At 67.0% G+C, this 18,557-nt stretch carries 17 protein-coding genes; 8 read left to right on the forward strand and 9 right to left on the reverse strand.

What is annotated here, in order from left to right; genetic code table 11:
* Window positions 1-26 precede the first annotated feature (26 nt).
* Complete coding sequence (locus tag Q8M13_RS01715; RefSeq protein ID WP_305297893.1) at window positions 27-500, reverse strand: MerR family DNA-binding transcriptional regulator; 474 nt, start codon at window positions 498-500, stop codon at window positions 27-29.
* Between the two features lie 169 nt (window positions 501-669).
* Here Q8M13_RS01715 and Q8M13_RS01720 point away from each other — a divergent pair, with 169 nt between their 5' ends.
* Window positions 670-3,102: a zinc-dependent metalloprotease gene (locus Q8M13_RS01720; RefSeq protein ID WP_305297894.1), complete on the forward strand. Its 2,433-nt coding sequence runs from the start codon at window positions 670-672 to the stop codon at window positions 3,100-3,102.
* 44 nt (window positions 3,103-3,146) lie between these two features.
* Here Q8M13_RS01720 and Q8M13_RS01725 read toward each other — a convergent pair whose 3' ends face one another.
* Window positions 3,147-4,853, reverse strand: coding sequence for a lysine--tRNA ligase (locus tag Q8M13_RS01725; protein WP_305297895.1), 1,707 nt, complete (start codon window positions 4,851-4,853; stop codon window positions 3,147-3,149).
* Window positions 4,854-4,972: 119 nt separating this feature from the next.
* Here Q8M13_RS01725 and phnD point away from each other — a divergent pair, with 119 nt between their 5' ends.
* Window positions 4,973-5,980 carry a phosphate/phosphite/phosphonate ABC transporter substrate-binding protein gene (phnD, locus tag Q8M13_RS01730; protein ID WP_305297896.1) on the forward strand — a complete coding sequence of 336 codons (1,008 nt, stop codon included), beginning with the start codon at window positions 4,973-4,975 and terminating at the stop codon, window positions 5,978-5,980.
* A 56-nt stretch (window positions 5,981-6,036) separates the two neighbouring features.
* Window positions 6,037-6,414: a hypothetical protein gene (locus Q8M13_RS01735; protein ID WP_305297897.1), complete on the forward strand. Its 378-nt coding sequence runs from the start codon at window positions 6,037-6,039 to the stop codon at window positions 6,412-6,414.
* Here Q8M13_RS01735 and Q8M13_RS01740 read toward each other — a convergent pair.
* Both Q8M13_RS01740 and Q8M13_RS01745 read right to left on the reverse strand, forming a co-directional pair.
* Window positions 6,411-6,827: a PaaI family thioesterase gene (locus Q8M13_RS01740; protein WP_305297898.1), complete on the reverse strand. Its 417-nt coding sequence runs from the start codon at window positions 6,825-6,827 to the stop codon at window positions 6,411-6,413. The genes Q8M13_RS01735 and Q8M13_RS01740 overlap by 4 nt on opposite strands.
* Window positions 6,824-7,267 carry a PaaI family thioesterase gene (locus Q8M13_RS01745; RefSeq protein ID WP_305297899.1) on the reverse strand — a complete coding sequence of 148 codons (444 nt, stop codon included), beginning with the start codon at window positions 7,265-7,267 and terminating at the stop codon, window positions 6,824-6,826. Before Q8M13_RS01745 ends, Q8M13_RS01740 begins: the two co-directional genes overlap by 4 nt.
* A gap of 343 nt (window positions 7,268-7,610) precedes the next feature.
* Between Q8M13_RS01745 and Q8M13_RS01750 the strand changes: the two genes are divergently transcribed.
* Window positions 7,611-8,621, forward strand: coding sequence for a ligase-associated DNA damage response exonuclease (locus Q8M13_RS01750; protein ID WP_305297900.1), 1,011 nt, complete (start codon window positions 7,611-7,613; stop codon window positions 8,619-8,621).
* Window positions 8,621-10,240 (forward strand): cisplatin damage response ATP-dependent DNA ligase, encoded by a 1,620-nt coding sequence (locus Q8M13_RS01755; RefSeq protein WP_305297901.1) that lies wholly within the window; start codon window positions 8,621-8,623, stop codon window positions 10,238-10,240. Before Q8M13_RS01750 ends, Q8M13_RS01755 begins: the two co-directional genes overlap by 1 nt.
* Here the strand turns inward: Q8M13_RS01755 and Q8M13_RS01760 are convergent.
* The 3 genes from Q8M13_RS01760 to Q8M13_RS01770 are packed head-to-tail and all read right to left on the reverse strand — an operon-like array spanning window position 10,197 to window position 13,029.
* Window positions 10,197-11,567 (reverse strand): hypothetical protein, encoded by a 1,371-nt coding sequence (locus Q8M13_RS01760; protein ID WP_305297902.1) that lies wholly within the window; start codon window positions 11,565-11,567, stop codon window positions 10,197-10,199. The genes Q8M13_RS01755 and Q8M13_RS01760 overlap by 44 nt on opposite strands.
* Window positions 11,564-12,487 (reverse strand): ABC transporter ATP-binding protein, encoded by a 924-nt coding sequence (locus Q8M13_RS01765; RefSeq protein WP_305297903.1) that lies wholly within the window; start codon window positions 12,485-12,487, stop codon window positions 11,564-11,566. Before Q8M13_RS01765 ends, Q8M13_RS01760 begins: the two co-directional genes overlap by 4 nt.
* Entirely contained in the window at window positions 12,484-13,029 is a 546-nt protein-coding gene (locus Q8M13_RS01770; RefSeq protein WP_305297904.1) for an HAD family hydrolase, read from the reverse strand. Before Q8M13_RS01770 ends, Q8M13_RS01765 begins: the two co-directional genes overlap by 4 nt.
* Before the next feature lie 93 nt (window positions 13,030-13,122).
* Between Q8M13_RS01770 and Q8M13_RS01775 the strand changes: the two genes are divergently transcribed.
* Together Q8M13_RS01775 and Q8M13_RS01780 are read left to right on the forward strand one after the other, a co-directional pair.
* The gene (locus Q8M13_RS01775) at window positions 13,123-14,943 is read left to right on the forward strand and encodes a dipeptide ABC transporter ATP-binding protein (RefSeq protein ID WP_305297905.1); all 1,821 of its coding nucleotides are present in this window, start codon (window positions 13,123-13,125) and stop codon (window positions 14,941-14,943) included.
* 8 nt (window positions 14,944-14,951) lie between these two features.
* Window positions 14,952-16,016 (forward strand): mannose-1-phosphate guanylyltransferase, encoded by a 1,065-nt coding sequence (locus Q8M13_RS01780; RefSeq protein WP_305297906.1) that lies wholly within the window; start codon window positions 14,952-14,954, stop codon window positions 16,014-16,016.
* Here the strand turns inward: Q8M13_RS01780 and Q8M13_RS01785 are convergent.
* Window positions 16,013-16,705: a hypothetical protein gene (locus Q8M13_RS01785; RefSeq protein ID WP_305297907.1), complete on the reverse strand. Its 693-nt coding sequence runs from the start codon at window positions 16,703-16,705 to the stop codon at window positions 16,013-16,015. The two genes, Q8M13_RS01780 and Q8M13_RS01785, sit on opposite strands and share 4 nt — an antisense overlap.
* 2 nt (window positions 16,706-16,707) lie before the next feature.
* A complete protein-coding gene (locus Q8M13_RS01790; protein ID WP_305297908.1) occupies window positions 16,708-17,217 on the reverse strand; it encodes a hypothetical protein in 510 nt (169 codons plus the stop codon).
* A gap of 126 nt (window positions 17,218-17,343) precedes the next feature.
* Here Q8M13_RS01790 and Q8M13_RS01795 point away from each other — a divergent pair, with 126 nt between their 5' ends.
* Window positions 17,344-18,546: a threonine ammonia-lyase gene (locus Q8M13_RS01795; RefSeq protein WP_305297909.1), complete on the forward strand. Its 1,203-nt coding sequence runs from the start codon at window positions 17,344-17,346 to the stop codon at window positions 18,544-18,546.
* The last annotated feature ends 11 nt before the right edge of the window (window positions 18,547-18,557 follow it).

An 18,557-nucleotide genomic window follows, 5' to 3' on the forward strand; every position in this document is an offset into this window, starting at 1 on the left:
GGTCGCGGGCGACGCCCGCTGGCCCACTATTTCACATGTTCGAGATCGCCCAACCGGGCGCGCAGCACCTGGTCGTAGTCGGCGGCGCGGGGCAGCAGGTCAGGCCGCGTGGCGCTCAGGTGCTTTTCCAGCGCGTCACAGCCACGGCGCAGCTCGTCAATGGCGTGGTCGATGTCCGAGCGTTGCGATTCGAGCGCGACGATCCGTTCACGGAACTTCAGCAATGACTTGGCGTTCTGAGCCGCCCCGCCATCGTTCAGTTCATAGAGATCGAGGATCTCGCCGATCTCCGCCAAGGCCAGTCCGACCCGCTTGCCACGCAGGATGAGCTGCAGGCGGGCCCGATCCTTGTAGGAATAGACCCGGTTGAGCCCGTCGCGGGCCGGGAAGAGCAGTCCCTTGTCTTCATAGAAGCGCAGGGCGCGCGGCGTGCATTTGAATTCGAGGCAGAGCTGCCGAATGCTGAAGGTGCGGTTGGGCCGGCGAAGGTCAACGGGCATGAGGCATCCTCCCTGGACGCTATTTTCTATTACTGACACCGTAAAACGATGCTTCCGTTTACGTCAAGGTGATCGGCGTTCAGTCAGCTACACGTGATGGCTGGACCCAGCCTCGCGACCGCCGCTAGCTTGGGTTTTCGAAAGGGGCGTTTTCATGGTTCGAGGTCTTTTGCGGTCCACTGCCTCGGCGGTGGTGATCGCTGTTTGCCTGTCAGCGTCGGGGCCGGTCCTGGCCGCCGAGAGCGCGCCCTCGGCATTGGTCGGGGCGGTGCGCCAGGACGGCTTGCTGCCGGTGCACGTGGACAAGGCGAGGGGCCGTATCCTGCTGTCGTTGCCAGCCGCCGACGCCGACGGGGTCAGCGGGCGCTATCTCTACCTGACCGCCCTCAAGACCGGTCTCGGTTCGGCGCCGGTGGGCCTGGATCGTGCGCGGCTGGGCGACACCCAGGTGCTGGCCTTCCGCCGCATCGGCAAGAAGGTGGTGGCCGAGTTCGAGAACCATAAGTTCCGCGCCGCCGGGGCGCCGGCCGATGAGCAGGCGGCGGCCCGTGACGCCTTCTCAGTGTCCACCGTCTGGGCGGGAGACATTGTCGAGACCACGCCTGACGGCCGCCTGTTGGTGGACATCTCCAGCTTCCTGACCCGTGACGCCATCGGCATCGCCGACGCGCTGAAGCGGGCCGGCGAGGCGGGGTATAAACTCGTGCCCGAGCTGAGCATGGCCGATCCCTCGGCGGTGAAGGTGTTCCCCGAGAACCTGGAGTTCGAAGCGCGCCAGACCTTCGCGTCCGATACCCCCGGGCCGGAGGTGCGCAACATCGCGCCCGATCCCAAGTTGATCACCCTGCAGGTGCGCCACTCGCTGGTGAAGCTTCCGGCCCCAGGCTACGAGCCGCGTGTCTTCGATCCGCGCAGCGGCGGCTTCTCGACCACGGTGCTGGACTATGCCGCGCCGCTTGGCGAGGAGATCGTCTATCGGCTGGCCAATCGTTTCCGGTTGGAGAAGACCAATCCGGGCGCGGCGAAATCGCCGGTCAAGCAGCCGATCGTCTTCTATGTGGACCGCGCCGCCCCTGAGCCGATCCGCACGGCTCTGGTTGAGGGTGCGGCATGGTGGGCGCAGGCGTTCGACGCAGCCGGTTTCCAGGACGCCTACCAGGTGAAGGTGCTGCCCGAAGGGGTCGATCCGCTGGACGTTCGATACAACGTCATCAACTGGGTCGACCGGGCCACGCGTGGCTGGTCCTACGGGCAGGCGGTCACCGATCCGCGCACCGGGGAGATCGTGAAGGGCTCGGTGTTGCTAGGCGCCCTGAGGGTGCGCCAGGACATGCTGATCTTCGAGGGTCTGGTCGGCGCCCATCGCAATGGGACCGGCGGCCCCAACGACCCGATCCAGGTTTCCCTCGCACGGTTGCGCCAGCTATCGGCCCATGAGGTTGGCCACTCCATCGGCTTTGCGCACAATTTCGCCGCCTCGACCCAGGACCGCGCCTCGGTGATGGACTATCCGGCCCCGCGCGTGACGTTGAAGCAAGGCCGGATCGACCTCTCGGACGCCTATGGCGTCGGCATTGGTCCCTGGGACCGGTTCACCGTCGATTGGCTCTATGGCGACGGCGGGGAGGCGCTGCTGACCAAGACCTCGGCGATGGTGAAGCGTGGCGAGCGCTATGTCAGCGACGCCGACGCCCGCCCGCTGGGCGCGGCCCAGCCTTGGGGCAGTCTCTGGGACGACGGCGCTGACCCTGCCGCCGAACTCGACCGGATGATGGAGGTGCGTCGTGTGGCGCTGGAGAGCTTTGGGCTTGGAGCGCTGAAGCCCGGCGAGCCGGTGGCGAACCTGAAGCGCAAGTATGTGCCGATCTATCTGCTGCACCGCTATCAGCTCGAGGCGGCGGCCAAGCTCGTCGGGGGAGTGGACTACGCCTATTCGGTGATCGGAGACGGCCGCGAGATTTCACCGCCGATCTCAGCCGATCGCCAGCGCCAGGCGCTGACCTCGCTGCTTGCGACCCTCGCGCCCCAGGATCTCGACACGCCCGAGACCCTGACCACCATGCTGTCGTCGGCCCAGTCAGGCGACCCGGACCGGCAGTATGTGATCGAGGTGTTCGCCGGCGCCGGCGGGCCGGTTTTCGACCCGCTGGTGGCGGCCGATGTTGCAGCCGGGATGACGCTTGATCACCTGCTTGCGCCAGACCGCCTGACCCGACTTATCGATCAGCATCGGCGTGATCCGGCCCAAATCGGCGTCGGCGAAGTGTTGGATCGCCTGATCGAGACAGTGTTCGCGCCAGCGCCTGGGCGCCTGGGCGAGGTGTCGCGCCGGGTGCAGACCCGCCTGGTGTTCGACTTGGCGCAGGCCGAGCGCGATCCAAAGCTGTCGCCCGCGGCGGCCTCGCAGATCGCCGAACGCCTGCGCAGCTTGCCGGCGCGGCTCAAGGGCGGCGCGGATGCGGCCGATAGGGCTCATCGCCAGCGGCTGGTCGCCCTGCTGGCCGACCGCGATGCGCTCGCCTTGCTGGCCGCACCGAAGGTGAAGCCGGAAACGCCGCCGGGCATGCCGATCGGCGACGACGACTACGGGGTGCTGAACTAGCACCGATCATCCTCCGGCTGACCGGAGGATGATGAGCTTGGTCGTTAGGCTGTCAGTTCGCCGGCCAGGGCGCGTTCGATCAGGGCGATCGTGCGCTCGAGGCCGAAGATGGCGGCGAAGGAGCCGAAGCGCGGGCCTTGGCTCTGGCCCAGCAGCACTTCGTACAGCGCCTGGAACCAGCCGCGTAGCGGTTCGAACCCGGCGTCCTTGCCGACCTCGAAGACATTGTTCTGGATGGTCTCGGCGTCGGCGTCGGCCGGCAGCGCCTTGAAGCGGGCGACCAGAGCGGTCATCGCCGCGCGTTCCTTGTCGTCAGGCGCGCGGAACTTCTTCGAGGGCTTCACGAAGTCCTCGTAGTAGTTGATCGCGTAGCCGGCCAGGCGGTCCAGGGTCGGCTCTGTCTCAGGAGTGGCGCCGGCGATGTAGCGGCTGATGAAGCCCCAGAGGATGTCCTTGGTCGAGGCGTCGGCCGCCGAGACCAGGTTCAGCAGCAGCGAGAACGACACCGGTGATCCGCGCTCCGGCGGCGCGCCGCGATGGACGTGCCAGGCCGGGTTGTCGATGGCCGGGCCGTTGGCGCCGTCGGCACGCGCACGGTTGTAGGCGTCGAGTTGCTGCAGGTACTCGTCCGTCGCCTTCGGGATCACGTCGAAATAGAGCCGCTTGGCCGACTTAGGCGACTGGTACATGTAGTAGGCGAGGCTCTCGGGCGCGCCGTAGCGCAGCCACTCCTCCATGGTCAGGCCGTTGCCCTTGGACTTGGAGATCTTCTGGTTGTTCTCATCCATGAACAATTCGAAGTGGAACGCTTCCGGCGGCGTGCCGCCCAGCACCTTCACCAGCTTGTTCGACACCCGCACGCTGTCGACCAGATCCTTGCCGGAGGCTTCGAAGTCGACCTCCAGCGCGGTCCAGCGGGCGGCCCAGTCGGGACGCCATTGCAGCTTCACATGGCCGCCGGTGACCGGGACCTCGGTCAGGGTTCCGTCTTCGTCGGCGAAGACGATCGTGCCGGCCTCGACATTGCGTTCCAGGGTCGGAACTTGCAGCACGCGGCCGGTCTTCGGGCTGATCGGCAGGAACGGTGAATAGGTGGCCCGGCGTTCCTCGCCCAGGGTCGGCAGCATGACCGCTTGCATGGCGTCGAACCGCGCCAGTACGCGCAGCAGCACCTCGTCGAAGCGGCCCGAGGTGTAGCAGTCCGTCGACGACATGAAGTCGTAGTCGAAACCGAAGCCGTCGAGGAAGGCGCGCAGCCGAGCATTGTTGTGGTGGGCGAAGCTCTCGTGCTCGCCGAAGGGGTCGCGGACCTTGCTGACCGGCTTGTCGCGGTCTTCTTCCAGAATCTCGCGGTTGGGAACGTTGTCCGGAATCTTCCGCAGGCCGTCCATGTCGTCGGAGAAGACGATCAGCTTGGTCGGGATAGCGTCTTCGGTCAGGGCCCGGAAGGCGTTGCGCACCATGGTCGGGCGCGCGGCCTCGCCAAAGGTGCCCATGTGCGGCAGGCCCGAGGCGCCGAAACCGCATTGGAAGACGACCGGCTTGTTCAGCGCCGGCAGGGTGGCGACGGCCTGGGCGAAATCGCCCTGGGCGAACAAGGTAGCGGCCAGGTCGCGCTCGGCGTCCGACAGGCGAAGTTTGAGCACGCGGTCCAGCAGCAGACGGGCCTGTTCGAAGGGCCAGCTTTTGGCTTCACGGGCCTGATGAGAGAGGCCTCGCAGGGACGGGTTCTGGAGCGTGTTCTGAGACATGCTGCGGCCGTACCGCCCTAAGCCCCTCGCCTCAAGCAGACTTTTGCGCTCATCTTCGTCGTCGGGTTGTCACGGAACCGGAGGAAAAGCCGGTCCGAACCGCCCCGGGGGAAATTCTGATGATCACGCGACGCCTTGGCCTTGCCGCCGTCCTGTCTTCGATTATGGCGCTAGGAGCCTGTAACAAGGCGAGCGAACCGGCGCCGACCGAGCCGGTGGCGGTCAATTTCTCGATCATGTCGACCGAGGGTCGGCAGACCCAGATGGACGACTGGGGGCCCTTCCTGGCCGACATGGAAAAGGCCATCGGCATTCCGGTGAAGCCGTTCTTCGGCACCAACTACACAGCCCTGATCGAGGCGATGCGCTTCAAGCAGACCGATGTCGGCTGGTTCACCAATCAGTCGGGGCTGGAGGCGGTGCGCCGCGCCAATGGCGAGGTGTTCGCGCGGACCGTGAAGCCGAACGGGCCGGACGGCTACAACGCCGTTGTGGTTGTCCGGAAGGGCTCAGGCATCACGCTCGACAAGCTGCTCAAGTGCGACAAGAGCCTGACCTTCGGGATGGGCGACGCCAAGTCGACCTCCGGCACCCTGGCGCCGATGACCTATCTGTTCGCCCCGCGCGGCATCGATCCCAACGATTGCTTCCGCACCGTGCGCTCGACCAATCACGAGGCGAACCTCTTTGCCGTCGGTCAGGGCCTGCTGGACGCGGCCACCAATAACACCGCCTCGATGGACCGCATGGCGATGATGGGCACCGACCTGTCGAAGAAGACCTTAGGCAACATCGAGGTGATCTGGACCTCGCCGCTGATTCCCGAGGACCCGATGGTCTGGCGCAAGGACCTCGATCCGGCTCTCAAGGCCAAGATCGATGCGTTCATTTTCAGCTATGGGACTGGCGAGGGAGCGGAGGCCGAGCGCCAGCGCAAGGTGTTGGAACGCATCCAGACCAAGCCGTTCAAGCGCGCCGACGACAGCCACTTGCTGCCGGTGCGTGAGATGGAGGCGTCGGGCCAGCTCATGCAGGCCAAGGCCAAGGAAGACGCCGCGGCGGTGAAGGCCGCGGAAGGCGAGCTGGCGAAGATCGCGGCGGAGCGGAAGGCGCTGCCGGCCACTTGACGGAACTCAAGGCCTCGTCCGGCGTCATTGCACCTTAGCTTTGCGAGGAGGCGCGAATGGTTCTGCTGGTGGTGAAACGAGTCCTGGGTCTGTGTTCGGTGGGCGTCGGCCTGTTCGCGGTGGCCGCGCCGAACAAGGTGGCGCGGTTCATCGGCATTGAAGACGAGCAGGCGATGAGCGCGTTCGGCGCTCGCGAACTCGCGGCCGGCGCGGGGTTGCTTTCGCCGGTGAAGCCTTCGCCCTGGTTCTGGCTACGCGCCGGCGGCGACGTCATGGATTTGGCCATGCTCAGCCGGGCGGTCGGGCGCGACAATCCTCGGCGGGCGGTGGCGTTGACGGCGTTGGGCGTGGTGGCGGCCATAGCGGTGTTCGACTTCGCGCTCGCCGCCCACGCCGCGCGCCACAAGGGCGCCGACCGTCAGGCGGCGGCCTAGGCGCCTCTGAGCAGGAAGTGGCCGCGCAGGAACGCGACCGGTTTGCTGCGCGCCTCCTGCCAAGCCTCGACGTGAACATTGGCGATCTGGCGGCCGACCTTTCGCACGTCAGCCCGCGCATAGGTGACCTGGGCCTTGCCGGGGCGCAGGTACTCGATGGCGATGTCGATGGTCTTTGGAACCCGGCTACTCGGGGGCGAGATCACTGAGAGCTGAGCCAGGGCGGTCATCTCCATGAAGGCGCCAAGGACCCCGCCGTGCAAGGCCGGCATCACGGTGTTGCCTACCAGGTGCGGGGCGAACGGCAGGGTAGCGGTCATTTCGTCGCCAGCCAGTTTGGCGTGCATGCCGAGGAAGCGGACGTACGGAACGCGGCCCAGGAAGGTCTCGAGGCGTTCGGCGGCTTCGCTCATGCGACGGGACCCCGCTTGAGGATGAAGGCGGCCTGGGCCGTGGCGATGGGGTCGGCTGGATCGCCGTCGTAGGCGTGGGCCCGCACGAAGGCCACACTGCGGGTCAGCTTGTAGCAGTGCGCTTCGGCGATGATGTCCGCGCGCGGCGTGGCGGCGCGCATATAGTCGATGCGCAGGTCCAGGGTCGCGGTGGAGAACGGGGTCTTGCTGTCGGTGGCCATGGAGATGGTGGCCAAGCCGCAGGCATGATCAAGCAGGGCGGTGATCACCCCTCCGGCGATGACGCCGGTGTCGGGATCGCCGACCAGGTCTTCGCGCCAGGGTGTCAGAATGGAGCCTCTGGAAGGCTCGATGGAGTGTAGTTTGAAGCCGAGGGCGGAGGCCTGCGGAACGGTTTCCACCATGTTCCGCGCTATCTCGCGAAGGGCCTCTGGGGACATTGTCATGTCCGCTGTTTGAGGCGCCTCCGCCTATCGGTCAACGTGACGGCGGGTCAACGGACGCCGCCTTTAGATCTGGCCGAAAGCCTGGGTGTAGACCGCGAGGACGACGGCGAGCAGCGGCGTGGCGGCGAGGACGAGGTTGGCGATACCGTTGAAAGCGAAATTATTGGACATGGGAAGCTCCTTTGATTTGCGTGGGACCCGGCGTCCGCGTCCCGATGTCGCAGGTATAAGGAACGTCACTCTCGAATACTCGTTACGTCTCGGTCATGATGTCGATTTCACAATATGAATACTCTGTAACCTACCGTGCGCAGCCGCCGGGCCCATATCAGAAGCCATGATCCGTCCAGAGAGCCTGCTCTGCCCGAAGCCCCAGGGGCTCTACTGCGCGCCCGGCGACTTCTTCATCGATCCGGTGTCACCTGTGACGCGGGCGGTGATCACGCACGGGCATGCCGATCACGCGCGCGCCGGCCACGGAACCGTGATCGCGACGCCGGAGACCCTGGCCATCATGGCCGAGCGATATGGCCAGGACTTTGCGGGAAGCACCCAGCCACTGGCCTATGGTCAGAGCGTCGTCAGAGATGGCGTGGAGGTCAGCCTGGTCCCCGCTGGACATGTGCTGGGCTCGGCCCAGGCGGTGGTGCGCTGGAAGGGCCTGACCATGGTGGTGTCGGGTGACTACAAGCGCCGTCGCGATCCGACCTGCCCGGCGTTTGAGCCCGTGCCTTGCGACGTCTTCATCTCCGAAGCGACGTTCGGGCTCCCGGTTTTCCGTCACCCCGACGATGGCCACGAGATCGCGCGGCTGCTGCGTTCGGTGGCCCAGTTCCCGGAGCGCTCGCACATCGTCGGCGCCTATGCGCTGGGCAAGGCGCAACGGGTGATCCGATTGTTGCGGGAGGCCGGTTGGGATCAGCCGATCTACGTCCACGGCGCGCTGGAGCGGCTGAACCGGCTCTATGAGGCCCACGGGATCGACCTTGGACCGCTGGAGCCAGCCACATCCGCCACCAAGCAGGACTTCGCCGGGGCCATCGTCATCGCGCCGCCCTCGGCCTTGGCCGACCGCTGGTCGCGGCGGTTCCCCGATCCGGTCGCCGCCTTCGCGTCCGGCTGGATGCAGGTGCGCGCCCGCGCGCGTCAGCGGGGCGTCGAGCTTCCTCTGGTGATCTCCGACCACGCGGACTGGGATGAACTGATCGCCACGGTCGATGAAATCCGCCCCGGCGAGCTTTGGATCACCCATGGCAGAGAAGAAGCCTTGGCTCGCTGGGCCGAGTTGCACGGGATCAAAGCGCGGGCGCTGGCCCTCGTCGGCTACGACGACGAGGCGGAGGACTGATGCGCGCCTTCGCCGAGCTGCTGGACCGACTGTCGCTGACCGGCTCGCGGAACGCCAAGCTGACCCTGGTGCGCGACTATCTGGCTCAGACGCCGGACCCCGACCGTGGCTGGGCGCTGGCGGCGTTGACCGGCGACCTGTCGTTCAATGCGGCCAAGCCGGCCTTCATCCGCAAGGCGGTGGAGGAGCGGATGGATCCGACCCTGTTCCGCTGGTCCTACGACTATGTCGGCGATCTGGCCGAGACGGTCGCGCTGGTCTGGCCATCCCGACCCGGCGCCAATCGTGAGCCGGAACTGTCGGAGGTGATCGACGCCTTGCGAGGCGCCTCGCGCACCGAGGTTCAGCGCCTGATCGAGGCTTGGCTGGACTCCCTCGAAACGACCGGGCGGTGGGCCTTGCTCAAGCTGATGACCGGCGGCCTGCGGGTCGGAGTCTCGTCCCGGCTGGCTAAACAGGCGGCGGCCGATCTGGGTGGGGTTCAGGTCGCCGAGGTCGAGGAGGTGTGGCATGCTCTCCATCCGCCCTATGAGGATCTGTTCGCCTGGCTGGAGGGGCGTTCGGACCGGCCTTCGGCGAACTCGCCGGGCCGCTTCCGGCCGGTGATGCTGGCCCAGGCCCTCGATGAGGCGGTCGACTTCGGCAAGCTCGATCCCGCCGACTACGCCGCCGAATGGAAGTGGGACGGCATTCGGGTCCAGGCGGTGAACGAGGGTGGCTTGCGCCGGCTCTACACTCGCAACGGCGACGACATCTCGCGGACCTTTCCCGATGTGCTGGAAGCCCTGGAGTTCGACGGCGCGATTGACGGCGAACTGCTGGTGATGCGTGACGGCGCCCTGGCTAGCTTCGCCGACCTGCAGCAACGGCTGAACCGCAAGAGCGTGGACGCCAAGCTGCTGATGAACTTCCCCGCTGCAATCAGGGCCTATGATCTGTTGTCCGAGGCGGGCGAGGACACACGCGTCCTGTCCTTCGCCGAGCGCCGCGTGCGGCTGGAAGCCTTTGTCGGGCGGCTGAAGACCAGCCGGATCGACCTGTCGCCGATGCAGCCCTTTGCGACCTGGGCCGAGTTGGCCGCGCTGCGCGGCGAACCCCCGCCCGGCGACGCCCAGATCGCCGAGGGCCTGATGCTCAAGCGCTGGGACTCGATCTATGAGGCCGGGCGTCCGAAGGGGCCGTGGTTCAAATGGAAGCGCGATCCGTTCCTGATCGACGCGGTGCTGATGTACGCCCAGCGCGGCCACGGCAAGCGCTCGAGCTTCTATTCCGACTATACCTTCGGGGTCTGGACCGAGGGGGAGGATGGCGCCCGCGCTCTGACCCCGGTGGGCAAGGCCTATTTCGGTTTCACCGATGAGGAGCTGAAGCAGATCGACAAGTTCGTGCGCGACAACACTGTCGATCGCTACGGACCGGTGCGGGCCGTGCGCGCCGACATCCACCACGGCCTGGTGTTCGAGGTCGCCTTCGAAGGTCTGCAACGTTCCACCCGGCACAAGTCCGGCGTCGCCATGCGCTTCCCGCGTATCAGCCGTATCCGTTGGGACAAGCCGGCGGGTGAGGCCGACGAGCTCAGGTCGCTGGAACGGATGCTGGAACAGATGGAGGGGCGCTGAGCCCGATCCGCCTGACGGCCAGCGTCCAGACCACAGCAGCCTGAACCAGTCCCGACACCAAGCTGATCAGGGGCGCATGGGCCAGCGGGGCGAAGAGGGCGCCGCCCGTTTCGTGGCCCACCGCCCAACCGATGCTGCCGCCGACGCCATAGAGCAGGCCGAGGGCCACAACGGCCGAGAAGTCACCGCGCTGCGGGCGCTCGCCCATCCGGAACAAGGCGATGACTCCTAGGTCGCGCAGCAGGAAGGCGATCAAGGCGCCGGCCTGACCGAGTTCCGGCGTCATCAGCGATCCGTTGGAGGTGGCGAAGGCTGCGAGCACCAGGAGGGTGGCGATCAGCAGCGGCGCGAGAGGCGCGGGCGTGAGCGGCGCGGCGCGGGCTAAATCGCCCTTGCTGGCGAACTGAACGAATTGGCGCAGCCGAACGCGGTCGGCGGGCTCGGCGAACGCGGCCGCATAGGCGCTGAGCGCCACGACCAGCGAGCCGACGGCGAGGCCGGCTGCGAGACCCTGGGTCCGCAGCATGAAGCCGCCGGCGAAGATGGCGAGGAAGATCAGGAAGGCGGGCCAGACGACGGGCGCGTTCTGCATTTGCAGTTCGAGGCGCATCAGCCTCCATGCGCCGACCACCGCCCAGGCGGCGAACAGCGACAGCGCCAATGCGCGGAAACCCGCGGCCGGCCACAGGCGTCCGCCCCAGTCGACCATGCCGTTCGCGCTGAACAGCGCGCCGAAACCCTCGGTGCCCATGCCGCGCTGGAAGCCAGCAGACCCGGCGACCCAAGACAGCAGGATCGCGCCGATGATCAGCCCGCCGAGCACGCCGCTGGCGCGGGCCGTTCGTCCCTCCGCGCGGGCTTTGCGGACCCCAATGAGCGCCGCGCCCAGCGAAACGGCCTGCAGAAGGACAGCTAGGGCGAGCATGAAAATGACTGTGACGCCCAGCCCGACGACGCCGCCGACCACCCCGGCGATCACCATCATCAGGAGGCCGGTCAGGGCGCACATCCAGGCCAGGCTCGATCCGCCGAACAGCTTGCCCCAGGTCATGGTCCATGGCGGCAGGGCCGAGAGCCGTTGGAAGTCCCAGGTGCGGTCGGCGATCTCGGCGAGGATCGAGTTCCCGCTGGCGCGCGCGCCCCACAGCATGGCGCAGGCGACGAACACCACCGCGCCGACCCCGCCCAGCGCCGGGAAGGCGCCGTAAGGGTTGTTGCGGGTCAAGGCCACGGCCGCGCCATAGATCAGCAGCAGCACGACGCCCGCCCAGGCGATGCGGCGGGGCGAGGCTTCAAGCCAGAGGTTGCGCTGGAACTCGGGGTTCATCGGGTGACCTCGGCCAGATAGGCGTCTTCCAAAGTGCGGCGCGTAGGCTGGAATGCGCGGACCTTCAGGCCCGCGCCGATCAACCGGGCCAGCAGGGCCGCATCGTCTTCGCCATCGGGGGCCAGCAGCAGGACCTCGTCGCCCTCCTGACGCTCGAGCGTCACGCCGATGGCCGTAAGCCGATCGGTGAGATCCTCGGGCGGGTCGGTGAAGGAGACGCTGACCCGCAGGCCATCGCGTGCGCCAGAGCCGGCCGCGACCACGCCGCCGCCGGCCACCGCCCCGTCGCGGATCATCAGCATGCGGGTGGAGTAGTCTTCAAGCTCAGCCAGGATGTGCGAGGAGACCACGATGGTCATGCCCTCGCCGGCCAGGCGCAGGATCAGGTCGGATAGCGAGCGGCGGGCCTCGGGATCGAGACCGGCGGCCGGCTCGTCCAGCAGCAGCACGCGCGGGCGGTGGACGATGGTCTGGGCGATGGCGAGGCGTTGCTTGAGGCCGCGCGACAACTCGCCGGCGCGCATTTCGATCCGGTCGGTCAGTTGCACGCGTGCGGCGGCCTCATCCACCGCCTTGGGCGTATCGACCGTCGACATGCCGCGCGAACGCGCCGCATAGGTGAGCGCCTGGCGGACGGAGAGTTCTTCGTAGAGCCCGAAGAAATCGGGCAGATAGCCGATCGCCGCATGCACGCCACGCGGATCGGTGCGGGTGTCGAGGCCGGCGACCGTGATCTCGCCCTCGATAGGATTGTCCAGGGCCGCCATGCAGCGCAGCAGGGTCGTCTTGCCCGCCCCGTTCGGGCCGACCATGGCCAGGACGGCGCCGGCCTCCACCGTGAACGACACCCCATGCAGCGCGCGGGCTGTCGGATAGTCGTAGACGACGCCCCGGACGTCGATCATTGGCGCTGCCGTCATGCTGGCGCGAGCTCCTTTTTCAGGAAGGCCATCAGGTCGTCGCCCGAGAACAACAGCCCCCGGATTCCGGCCCGGCGGGCGGCTTCCAGGTCGGACGGCTTGTCGCCGATCATGATCGAACGCGAAACGTCCACCGGCCACTCGTTCAGAGCGCGAAGGATCATGCCGGGGTTCGGCTTGCGATCTGGCGGATCGGGATGGCGGTAGGTTTCGAGCGCCGCGTCCGGATGTTGCGGGCAGTAATAGTAAGCGTCGATGTGGGCTCCGGCCTCAGCTAGGCTCTCGGACATCTTGGCGTGCAGGGCGATCACGTCGTCCTCGGCGTAGTAGCCGCGCCCGACCCCGGACTGGTTGGTGACCACGAACACCCACCACCCGGCCGCATTGAACGCGGCGACCGCCTCGCGAGCGCCCGAGATCCAATGGAAGTCCTCCCAGCGGTGGACGTAGCCGGGGTCTTCGTTCAACACGCCGTCACGGTCGAGGAACAGGGCCGGACGGGGCGGGGCGGTCGGGGTCACTAGCGGGCTCACATTCGCCATTCTATAGCGCCAGACGCCAGTTGCGGCGCGTGGTTTCGCAAAGCCTACATCGCGGGCTATGGTCCGCCTCTACTTTTCAGCGTCGAGGTCGCTTTGGCCGTTCCCGTCCTTTCCATCGAAGACCTCAAGATCGATTTCCGGACCCATGACGGGATCGTCAATGCGGTGCGCGGCGTCTCTCTGCGGGTCGATCGCGGCGAAGTCCTGGGGGTCGTTGGCGAGAGCGGTTCGGGCAAGAGCCAGACCTTCATGGCGGTGATGGGCCTGACCGCCGCCAATGGCCGGCTTTCCGGATCGGCCAAGTTTCAGGGCCAGGAGATCCTGGGCCTGAAGCCGCGCGCGCTGAACAAGATCCGCGGGTCCAAGATGACCATGATCTTCCAGGATCCGCTGACCGCCCTGACGCCGCATGTGCGTATCGGCGAGCAGATCGCCGAACCGTTGCGGCTGCATCTGGGCATGTCCGACAAGGCCGCCCGCGCCCATGCCAAGGATTGGCTGCAGCGGGTGCGGATCCCCGACGCCGCGCGCCGGCTCGACCAATATCCGCACGAGCTCTCCGGCGGAATGCGCCAGCGGGTGATGATCGCCGGGGCCATGGCCTGTTCGCCCGAACTCCTTATCGCCGACGAGCCGACCACCGCGCTCGACGTCACCGTCCAGGCCGAGATCCTCGATCTGATGGCCGAGCTTGGCCGCGAAACCGGCACGGCCATGGTGCTGATCACCCACGACATGGGCGTGATCGCCCGCCTCGCCGACCGGGTCTGCGTGATGAAGAGCGGCGCCTATGTCGAGGAGGGGCCGGCCGAGGCGATCTTCTCCACGCCGACAGACCCCTATACGCGCGCCCTGCTGGAGGCGATCCCGCGCCTCGACCGCGCCGACCGAGGCGGGCGCCCGACCCTCGCGCCCGTGGCCGCCGACGCGCCGGTCGTTGTCGAGGCCAAGGACATCGAGGTTCACTTCCCGGTCAATCACGGCCTGTTCGGCGGCCACAAGCTGCTGCGCGCGGTCGACGGCGTGTCGTTCAAGGTGCGTCAGGGCGAGACGCTGGGCGTGGTCGGCGAGAGCGGTTGCGGCAAGTCCACCCTGTCGCGCGCGGTGCTGAACTTGATAGCGCCCACCGGCGGCGCCGTGACGGTGCTCGGGCGCGACATCACCCATGCCGACCGCGAGTCTATGCGCGCCGCGCGTCGCGACCTGCAGATCGTATTCCAGGATCCGTTGGCCAGCCTCGATCCGCGCATGACCATCGGCGACTCGATCGCCGAACCGCTGCGTGTCTTCCAGCCGGACCTGAAGTCTGCGGACCGTGAATTGGCCGTGCGGGAGATGATGGGGCGGGCGGGCCTGTCGCCCGCCTTGATCAACCGTTATCCGCACGAGCTTTCGGGCGGCCAGAACCAGCGGGTCGGCATCGCCCGGGCCATGATCCTGCGCCCAAAACTGGTGATCTGCGACGAGGCGGTGTCCGCCTTGGACGTTTCCATCCGTGCGCAGATTATCGACCTGCTGATCCAGCTCCAGAAGGAGATGGGCCTGGCGATGATTTTCATCAGCCACGACCTGGCGGTGGTGCGCGAGATCAGCCACCGCGTGATGGTGCTCTATCTGGGCCGGGTGATGGAGGAGGCCGACCGCGAACGGCTCTACGCCGCGCCCCAACACCCCTACACCCAGGCCCTGCTGTCGGCGGCGCCAATCCCCGATCCGGTCCGCGAACGCAGCCGCAAGCGTGTTCGCCTGGTCGGCGAGCCGCCCTCGCCGATGGACCCGCGCAGTGCGCTGCGGTTCCTGCCTTCGAAGCTTAGTCCCGACCCGGCCGCGCCGGTCTATGCCCCGCAATTGCGCGAGGTCGCCCCCGGGCATCTCGTCTCCGAGTTCGACCCACCGGCGGCGGACGCAGCTTGAGCCTCACCATGTCCCGCAAGATCATCCCCGTGCTGATGTCCGGCGGCGCCGGCACGCGCCTGTGGCCGCTTTCCCGCACCGCCCGGCCCAAGCAGTTCCATCGCCTCGGCGGCTCCAACACCCTGATCCAGGACACCGCCCTGCGACTGACCGGCGAGGGCTTTGAACCGCCGGTCGTCATCTGCGCGGCGAGCCAGGCGGACATGGCGCGCGAGCAGTTGGCCGAGGTCGCCATTGCGCCCGCCGCGATCATCACCGAACCGGCGCCGCGCAACACCGCGCCGGCCTCGGTCGCCGTGGCCGCCTATGGCGCGCAAATCGATCCTGACGCCCTGATGGTGTTGCTGCACGCCGACAATCTGGTGGCCGACGTGGGCGCGTTGCTGGCCGCCATAGAGGCGGGCCGAGCGGCGGCCGAGGCCGGAGAGATCGTGTTGCTCGGTCTCAAGCCCACGGGTCCGGCGACGATTTACGGCTACATCCAGGCCACCGGCCAGGGTGCGGTTCGCAAGGTCGCGAGCTTTGTGGAGAAACCCGACCTTGAGACCGCCCAACGCTTCGTCGCCGATCCTGACTACAGTTGGAACGGCGGCATGTTCATGTTCAAGGCGGGCGCGTTCCTGGACCAGGCCCGGCTGCTCGCGCCGGAGGTGGCGGCCGCAGCCGAGGCGGCCCTCGCCGGCGCTCACCGCGCGGGCGATCTCGTCGCCCTGGGCGAGGCTTTCCTTTCCGCCCCCAGCATCGCCATCGACGTGGCCGTCATGGAAAAGACTGACCGCGCCAGCGTGGTCGAGGCCGATATCGGCTGGGCCGACATTGGCAATTGGGGCGCGCTCTGGGAGCTGTCGCCCAAGACCGCCTCGGGCGACGCCCTGGAGGGTGATGTTGTCGCGGTCGAGACGCGCGACTGCTTGGCCCGCACCGACGGCCCGGTCGTAGTGCTGGCGGGGGTCGAGGATATCGTGGTGGTGGTCGAGAATGGCGTGGTGCTGGTCACCCGCCGCGATGCGCCGACCGCGGTCCGCGCGGGCGTTGACGCCCTGAAGGCCAAGGGCCGTGGCGACCTGCTCTAGGCGGCGTAGACCTCGCTGAGGCGGCGGCGCAGGGCGTCGGTGTCCTCACCGGGTTGGAAGGGCGGGATGGTCATGAAATCTTCCAGCGCTTCTCGAGAGAAATCCATCAGCAGGTCGTGACGGCCGTCGCGCACCGCTTCGACAATTCCCAGGCCCCGAACAAAGACCGGATCGACCAGCTTCAGCTGGCCCTTTGCGTCGGCCATGACGTTGCCGGGCCGGATATCGGATCCGCCCCAGAGCTTGAAACGCTCGGCGCCCTCGTCGATCAGCGCCTGGATGCGCGCCTTTAGCGCGATGAGGTGGTCGTCGGCCTCGGAGAATGGAAGATCGCCAGGCGGCGCATAGCCGCTGTCGTTCCGAATACCGAGTGCGGCGCAGAAAGCCGCCGCACGTTCCTCCTCGGCCGGCCACAGCCGCTCCATGACCACGACATAACCCTCACGCCGCAGCGGCAGGATGGCGTCGATCTTCGGCAGCCACCGGTTCGGCGGTCCGTCCAGGCAGGCCTGGGCATGTAGCCGATAAGCTGGATCGAAGGGCGTCACTCGCGCGGCCATAGCATCGGTCTGATCGGCAAGGACCCAGGACCAATCGCCCACGCCGACCTGCCGCCAGCCTGTGGCCTCCAGCAAGGCGCGCGCCTCGGCGGCCGTCGCGGCAGGGGGGATGAGAGGCGGCGGCGGCAAGTCTAGACGCCCACCGGTTCGCTGGCGCCTGGCGCCTCGGCCAGCACATCGTTCCTCAGGCGCCACCACACTTTGTGAAAGCGGGAATCGGCCCGCAATTGGGCGTTCAACCGCGTCAAAAGCTCCGGGTAGGTGGGGTCGCTCTTCTTGAACAAACTGAACTTCGGCTTGTACTCGGTCGCAAGAATATACACCTCGCCAAGGTCCGACACCTGCATCCACACCCTCTTGCCTTGGTGCGTGATTTCGAAGTTCCAGCCGTTTTCCTGTCGATGTTGAGGTGGCGAGACATCGTATCCCAAGAGCCGCAGAATGGCGGCTATCGCCTCGGCGACCCCGCGCCCGCCGAACTGGGTGATCTCGCCATCCTCATCCTCGATCTGGTCATCTGGAAAATCCGCATAGAGTTCCGCACAAGGCCTGATCATCGCTTGTCCCCCACTCGCCTGAGTTGAGATCCTGTCCGAAAGTCTTGTCGCGGGCAAGAACGAAGTGGGAACTTGTGGGTCCAATTGGATCCGCGTAGCGACGTCAGATGCCGGCCCGAAAGCGCCCAGGCCTTGCCCACGGAACCGCCCGCATTGCGATAAGGGGGCTGCGCCGTTAGACGTGGCCCCTCCTCCCACATCGGCTCTGACATGACGCTTTCCATCGACGACATCCGCGCCGCCTCCGAGCGACTGAAGGGGCACATCGAACGCACGCCCTGCCGTCATTCGCGGACCCTGTCGGAGATTACCGGGGCCGAGGTGTGGGTGAAGTTCGAGAACCTGCAGTTCACTGCGGCCTACAAGGAGCGCGGGGCGCTCAACACCCTGCTCCAGCTGTCGGACAACGAACGCGGACGTGGGGTGATCGCCGCCTCGGCCGGCAATCACAGCCAGGGCTTGGCCTATCACGCCGCGCGACTGGGCATTCCGGTGACCATCGTGATGCCGCGCTCCACGCCGTTCGTGAAGGTGCAGCAGACCCGCGCGCACGGCGCCAATGTTGTGCTGGAGGGCGACAATTACGACGCCTCGTCCGAGGTGGCGATGAAGCTTCAGGCCGAGCGCGACCTGGCCTTCATCCACCCGTTCAACGACCTACAGGTGATGGCCGGCCAGGGCACGGTGGCGCTTGAGATGTTCGAGGACGTGCCGGACCTGGAGTCCTTGCCCATTCCGATCGGCGGCGGCGGGCTGATCGCTGGCTGCGCCACGGTGGCCAAGTCGCTGAATCCCAGGGTCGAGGTGATCGGCGTCGAGCCGGCCATGTATCCATCCTTCACCGCCAAGATGCGCGGCGTGAACGGCTCCAGCGGCGGGGCGACCATCGCCGAAGGCATCGCGGTCAAACAGGTCGGCGAGCTGTCCTACGCCATCGCCCGGCCGTTGATCGACGATGTCCTGCTGATCGAGGAACCCCACTTCGAGCGTGCGGTGGCCCTCTATTGCAACGTCGAGAAGACTGTCGTGGAGGGCGCGGGCGCCGCGTCCCTGGCGGCCCTGCTGGCCTATCCCAACAAGTTCAAGGGCAAGAAGGTCGGCTTGATCGTGACGGGCGGCAACATCGACACCCGCCTGCTGGCCTCGGTTCTGACCCGTGAACTGGTCCGCGACCAGCGGCTCGTTTCGCTGCGGATCATCGGCGACGACCGTCCTGGCCTGCTGGCCACCGTCTCGGCGGTGATCGGTCAGATGGGCGCCAATATCGTCGAGGTCGCCCACAACCGCCTGGCGCTGGACGTCCCGGCCAAGGGCGCGGAGTTCGATATCATGATCGAGACCCGCGACGCCCAGCACACCCAGGAAATCATGGAAGCCCTGCGCGAGTCCGGCTATCCGCCCCGCGCTGTCTAGGAAGGTCCCGG

Origin of the sequence: Phenylobacterium sp., from assembly GCF_030681155.1 — a bacterium.
Taxonomy (GTDB): Bacteria; Pseudomonadota; Alphaproteobacteria; order Caulobacterales; family Caulobacteraceae; genus Phenylobacterium.

Coding starts and splice junctions, on each gene's coding strand:
- Q8M13_RS01740 (WP_305297898.1), bottom strand. CDS start 6,827: ATGAGCGAAGCCGCCGAACGCCTCGAGACCTTCCTGGGCCGCGTTCCG.
- Q8M13_RS01715 (WP_305297893.1), bottom strand. CDS start 500: ATGCCCGTTGACCTTCGCCGGCCCAACCGCACCTTCAGCATTCGGCAG.
- Q8M13_RS01745 (WP_305297899.1), bottom strand. CDS start 7,267: ATGTCCCCAGAGGCCCTTCGCGAGATAGCGCGGAACATGGTGGAAACC.
- Q8M13_RS01725 (WP_305297895.1), bottom strand. CDS start 4,853: ATGTCTCAGAACACGCTCCAGAACCCGTCCCTGCGAGGCCTCTCTCAT.
- Q8M13_RS01780 (WP_305297906.1), top strand. CDS start 14,952: ATGTCCCGCAAGATCATCCCCGTGCTGATGTCCGGCGGCGCCGGCACG.
- Q8M13_RS01760 (WP_305297902.1), bottom strand. CDS start 11,567: ATGAACCCCGAGTTCCAGCGCAACCTCTGGCTTGAAGCCTCGCCCCGC.
- Q8M13_RS01750 (WP_305297900.1), top strand. CDS start 7,611: ATGATCCGTCCAGAGAGCCTGCTCTGCCCGAAGCCCCAGGGGCTCTAC.
- Q8M13_RS01735 (WP_305297897.1), top strand. CDS start 6,037: ATGGTTCTGCTGGTGGTGAAACGAGTCCTGGGTCTGTGTTCGGTGGGC.
- Q8M13_RS01765 (WP_305297903.1), bottom strand. CDS start 12,487: ATGACGGCAGCGCCAATGATCGACGTCCGGGGCGTCGTCTACGACTAT.
- Q8M13_RS01770 (WP_305297904.1), bottom strand. CDS start 13,029: ATGGCGAATGTGAGCCCGCTAGTGACCCCGACCGCCCCGCCCCGTCCG.
- phnD (WP_305297896.1), top strand. CDS start 4,973: ATGATCACGCGACGCCTTGGCCTTGCCGCCGTCCTGTCTTCGATTATG.
- Q8M13_RS01755 (WP_305297901.1), top strand. CDS start 8,621: ATGCGCGCCTTCGCCGAGCTGCTGGACCGACTGTCGCTGACCGGCTCG.
- Q8M13_RS01795 (WP_305297909.1), top strand. CDS start 17,344: ATGACGCTTTCCATCGACGACATCCGCGCCGCCTCCGAGCGACTGAAG.